The sequence below is a fragment of the Streptomyces sp. URMC 126 genome (genome assembly GCF_051386555.1).
In the GTDB taxonomy this organism is placed as follows: domain Bacteria; phylum Actinomycetota; class Actinomycetes; order Streptomycetales; family Streptomycetaceae; genus Streptomyces.
In genome coordinates, this window is record NZ_JBPQTX010000443.1 from 1 (window position 1) to 4,570 (window position 4,570).

The 4,570-nt window shown below is 74.2% G+C and carries 5 protein-coding genes; 3 read left to right on the forward strand and 2 right to left on the reverse strand.

What is annotated here, in order from left to right; genetic code table 11:
• Positions 1 to 191: 191 nt before the first annotated feature.
• On the forward strand, positions 192 to 1,433 hold the full coding sequence (locus ACSNOK_RS30950; protein WP_436784117.1) for an MFS transporter: 1,242 nt from the start codon (positions 192 to 194) through the stop codon (positions 1,431 to 1,433).
• 213 nt (positions 1,434 to 1,646) lie between these two features.
• Entirely contained in the window at positions 1,647 to 2,093 is a 447-nt protein-coding gene (locus ACSNOK_RS30955) for a nitroreductase family deazaflavin-dependent oxidoreductase (RefSeq protein ID WP_436784118.1), read from the forward strand.
• 184 nt (positions 2,094 to 2,277) lie between these two features.
• Here the strand turns inward: ACSNOK_RS30955 and ACSNOK_RS30960 are convergent, their stop codons facing one another.
• On the reverse strand, positions 2,278 to 2,997 hold the full coding sequence (locus ACSNOK_RS30960; RefSeq protein ID WP_436784119.1) for a B3/B4 domain-containing protein: 720 nt from the start codon (positions 2,995 to 2,997) through the stop codon (positions 2,278 to 2,280).
• Between the two features lie 146 nt (positions 2,998 to 3,143).
• Here ACSNOK_RS30960 and ACSNOK_RS30965 point away from each other — a divergent pair, with 146 nt between their 5' ends.
• The gene (locus ACSNOK_RS30965; RefSeq protein ID WP_436784120.1) at positions 3,144 to 3,698 is read left to right on the forward strand and encodes a GNAT family N-acetyltransferase; all 555 of its coding nucleotides are present in this window, start codon (positions 3,144 to 3,146) and stop codon (positions 3,696 to 3,698) included.
• A gap of 420 nt (positions 3,699 to 4,118) precedes the next feature.
• Here the strand turns inward: ACSNOK_RS30965 and ACSNOK_RS30970 are convergent, their stop codons facing one another.
• Positions 4,119 to 4,535 carry a nuclear transport factor 2 family protein gene (locus ACSNOK_RS30970; RefSeq protein ID WP_436784121.1) on the reverse strand — a complete coding sequence of 139 codons (417 nt, stop codon included), beginning with the start codon at positions 4,533 to 4,535 and terminating at the stop codon, positions 4,119 to 4,121.
• Positions 4,536 to 4,570: the final 35 nt, after the last annotated feature.

A 4,570-nucleotide genomic window follows, 5' to 3' on the forward strand; every position in this document is an offset into this window, starting at 1 on the left:
GGCGATCGCGGGGCGATCGGGGGGGGCGATCGCGGGTGATCGGCGAGGCGATCAGCATCGAACGCCGACTGTACGACTTTGATCGTACCGCATGCTAAGTTCGAAATAACTCGTACAGCGGCGCCTTCCGGGTGCCGCCGACGGCGCGCCGGCCTGCCCGGGCGCGCCCCGCCTTCCGAAAAGGAGCTCCGGTGACGGACATCCGGCTCGCCCCCGTGGCCACACGACCCGCCCGCCAGGCCGCTGCCGCCCCCGCCCCCGCCGCCGCCCCCGGGTGGTGGGTGTGGGCGGCGGCCTGGCCCGTGACGGCCGTGTTCGTCCTGTCCAACGCCGCCACGCCGCTCTACGCGCTGTGGCAACGGGACATCGGCTTCTCCCGCGGAACCCTCACCCTCGTCTTCGCCTGCTACATCGTCGGCCTGATCGGTTCGCTCCTCGTCTCGGGCGTCCTCTCCGACCGGATCGGCCGGCGGCCGGTCCTCGTCCCGGCCCTGCTCCTCGCCGCGGTCGCCTGCGGGATCTTCGCCACCGCCGACTCCGTCGCGGCCCTGATGGCCGCCCGCCTCCTCGCCGGGATCGCCGTCGGCGCGGTCGTCTCGGCCGGTATGGCGGCCGTCTCCGACGTCGCCGGACCGGCGCGCAAGCGCCAGGCCGCGCTCCTCGCCTCCACCGCGATGGCGCTCGGCGCCGGCCTCGGCCCGCTGCTGGCCGGCGTCCTCTCCGAGACCCTCCCCGCCCCCACCGTCACCGTCTTCGCCGTCGAGGCCGTCCTCCTCGCCCTCGCCCTGGCCGTCGTCCTGCGCATGCCCCTCCCGCGGCCGGCCGGGGGCGGCGGCGGCTCCTGGATCCGGGTGCCCGGCGTCCCACGAGGCCGGGGCGGCGACCTGCTGAGGGGCGTCGCCGTCTTCGCCCCCGGCATCACCGCGACCTCGTTCGTCCTCTCCCTCGGCCCGTCCCTGCTCTCCGGCCTCCTCGGCACCACCAACCGGATGGTGGCCGGCGCCATGGCCTTCGTGATGTTCCTCGCCGCCACCAGCGTCCAGTTCGCCGTCCGCCGGCTGCGCCCCGACGGCATCCTGCTCGCCGGCGCCGTGGGCACCGTGCTGGCCATGGCGGCCCTCGTCGCCGCCGTGCACCTCTCCTCGGCCGTCCTCCTGACCGCCGCCGTGCTGCTCGCCGGCGCCGGCCAGGGCATGGGGCAGCTCGGCGGACTCTCCCTGCTCAACGGCGGCGTCCCGGCCCGACGGCTCGCCGAGGCGAACGCGGCGCTGAACGTGGGCGGTTACGTACCTGCGGGCACCCTGCCCGTCGCGGCCGGGTTCCTCAGCGACGCGGTGGGCCTGCCGGCCGGGACGACGGCCTTCGGAACGTTCCTCGCGGTGGCCGCCGCGACCGGCGGCCTGACCGTCCTGGCCCGCCGCGACCGCGCCTGAAACCCGCCCCGCCCTCGCGCGGGCCGGATGACCACGCGGGGCCGGGAAAACGCTCCCGGCCCCGCCCGGTCGTCCCGACGCGAGGGCACACGGTGAACTCCCGTGCCGGGCGGGTATGCCTGAGCCCGTGCGGTCCGACCGTCGGCCCGCCGTGAACGGGCCGACGGAGACGACGGAAGCACCGACGGAGACGGAACGGAAAGGACAGCGCACATGCCGCTGAAAGGCGAGTACGAACCCAGCCCCGAGCAGTGGGTCAGGGACCAGGTCGAGCAGTACGAGAGCTCCGGCGGAACGGAGGGGACGACGCTGCGCGGCATGCCCGTCGTCGTCCTCACCACGCGCGGGGCGAAGAGCGGAAAGCTCCGCAAGACGCCCGTGATGCGCGTCGAGCACGAGGGCCGGTACGCCGTCGTCGCCTCGCTCGGCGGCGCCCCCAAGCATCCGGTCTGGTACCACAACCTCAAGGCCGACCCCCGGGCCGAGCTCCAGGACGGCCCCCTGCGGCAGGACATGACGGCCCGCGAGGTCACCGGCGAGGAGAAGGCCTTCTGGTGGGAGCGCGCGGTCGAGGCCTACCCCGACTACGCGGATTACCAGAAGAAGACCGACCGGGTCATTCCCGTCTTCGTCCTGGAGCGGGTGCCCGACGGGCACTGAACACCTCGACGGCCTGCCTGCCTGCTTGCCGCGGCCGCACGGGCACGAACGGGCCGCCGACCCGCCGGCGGCCATGCCCGCGGGGCGGCCGAAGCCGGGATCGCCGCGGTATGGGACGGCCGGCCGGTCCCGGGGCGGGTTCCCGGCCGGCGACCGGCGCTCGCCGGCCGGTCGCCGGGAGGCCTCACGCGGTCAGCAGGCGGGACGCCACCACCGCCCCGGGGCTGGTCTGCGTCAGCGCCTCTACCAGCGCGTCCCCGGCCGCGCCGAGCTCCGCGTCGCTCATCGGCCCGAGCGCGTCCAGGACGAACAAGGCCCGGGTGGTGGTCTCCGTCAGCCGGGTGCGTGTGCACTGGCGCCAGTTCCAGCGCCGGCAGGTGACGCCCGCGTCGTCCCGCCAGACCACCTCGCCGGGCGGGCAGTGCTCGACGACGGCCTTGCCGCCCGCCATGGTCTCGAACGGCTCGTCGCCGGCGGCCCGTACCAGCCGGGGCGCGCCGATGTAGTGGTCCAGATCCTCGCCGCCGATCGGTACGGCGTGGGCGACCGAGACCGCGTTGTAGACGTCGGTGAGCCGGTCCACTCGCGGCAGGCCCACGGCGACGCGGCGGAGCAGGGCCTCGGCGCTCGGCCGGGTCCGCTGCGGCTTGGCGCCGAACGCGCGGAACGCCTCGCGCCAGGCGGCCAGATGCGGGTGCTCCTCGGGCGGTGTGCCGGCGAAGCGGCGGCGGGCGCCCTCCTCGGCCGCCGCCAGCAGCCGCTCGCCGGCGGCGTCACTCGGCCCGGGCCGGAGCCCCTCGGCGGCCACCAGCAGTGCCCGGTAGTCGGGGCGCAGGGCGTGCACCGAAGGGTCGATCGCGGCGGCGTCGAGCCGACTCCTGAGGCGGGAGGTGACGATGGACATGCGTCTCCTTGAGTTCAGTAGAGTGAACTTAAGAGTGCCATGTGTTGGATCGGGGGGGAATCGATTTCGGCGTCGGTCTTTCTCAGCTGCCCGGCTCCCCGGCTCCCGGCTCCGCTCGGGTCGACAGGTGTGGCCGGATTGCCTCCATGACCGGACGCGGACCCGTCGCTTGGCCACCCGCCCCGATACGGACCGAACGGCTCGTGCTCCGCGAGTCCGAGGCCCGGGATCGTGCGGAGTTCGTCGAGCTCTTCGCCTCGCCGGAGGCGGGCACCCACGTCGGTGGTGTTCGACCGCGTGATGAGCTCGCACGTGTGATGCCTGGGGTGCCCGGACGGCGCCGTGGTCTCTGCGTGGTCGACCTCGACGGGGCGATGATCGGCATGGTCACGCTCGATCCTCGTGGCGCGGAGCGTCCGGGTCACGTGCGTCCGGAAGCCGGTGAAGCCACACTCGGCTACGTGTTCCTGCCGGAGGCGTGGGGATACGGTTACGCCGCCGAGGCGTGCGCAGCGGTACTCGACCGGTTCGCCGCCGTGCTTCCCGGCGAACCGGTGGTGCTCTGTACCCGGACCGCCAATGACCGTGCGATGCGCCTCGCGGCGAAGCTGGGGTTCACCGAGGTGAAACGGTTCGAGGAGTACGGCGCCGAGCAGTGGTTCGGCGTGTGGTCCTCGTCCTCGGTCACGCCGTCCGGTTGAGCGGGGCGACTTCGTCCGGCAAGGAGGGACTCGGCTGCCGCTACGTAACCGCCGGTGCCCGCGCTGGTCCGCCGGGACCGGAATCCCGAAATCACCGCTTGGACGCCGCGCTCGCGCGAACACTCACCGATCGCGCCCGACGAGTACGCCTTGCCGGACGGGACCACGTCCGGCCTCGTGCGCGGACGACTACGTCGCGGGGAACGCGCGGGCGAGCCATGACGCCGGCGAAGCCGGGTGCGTCGCCGCCTTGTTTGGCGGTGAGGCGGGAGGCCAGGAGCCGGCACCCGGCATCGGCGGCCAGTCGGACCCTTGTGGTCGGCCCACCGCGTGGGAAGGGGCGGTCCACGCCCACCGCGTGTCAGTCAGCGGCACATCCGGACCGACGACCGGCTGATCCGAACCAGGCTTCCGGCCCCCCTAGGGGAGGGGGCGGTCGAAGCAGTCGTAATTGCGCTGGGACAGGATCCTGCCGTCGCGGAATCCGAAGAACACGGCGAGGTGCGCCCGCAGCTCGTGCCCGGCGGGCAGGGAACCGACGGGTACGGCGAGCGTGCCCCGCCAGCGGGCCTCCAGGGCGACCGTGCCGCCGCCCCCGACCGCCTCGATGACATCGAACGCCTGCTCGGCTAGCGTCGCGCGCCCCCGCTCCGCCGCCGCCAGAATGCCGGGCAGGTCGCGGACCGCGCCTTCGGGGGCCAAGGCGTTGGGGTACTCGTGCTGTACGACGTCCGGGTGGAGGAAGCGCGCCAACTCCTCGGCGGTCGACCGGCGGGCCACCGCCGCGAGGTAGCGGAGGGCGGTCTCGACATCGGGATGCCGTGGGGTGGCCGTCATGGGGGTCAGAGTAGGGGCGCGGCCGGGGTACGGGG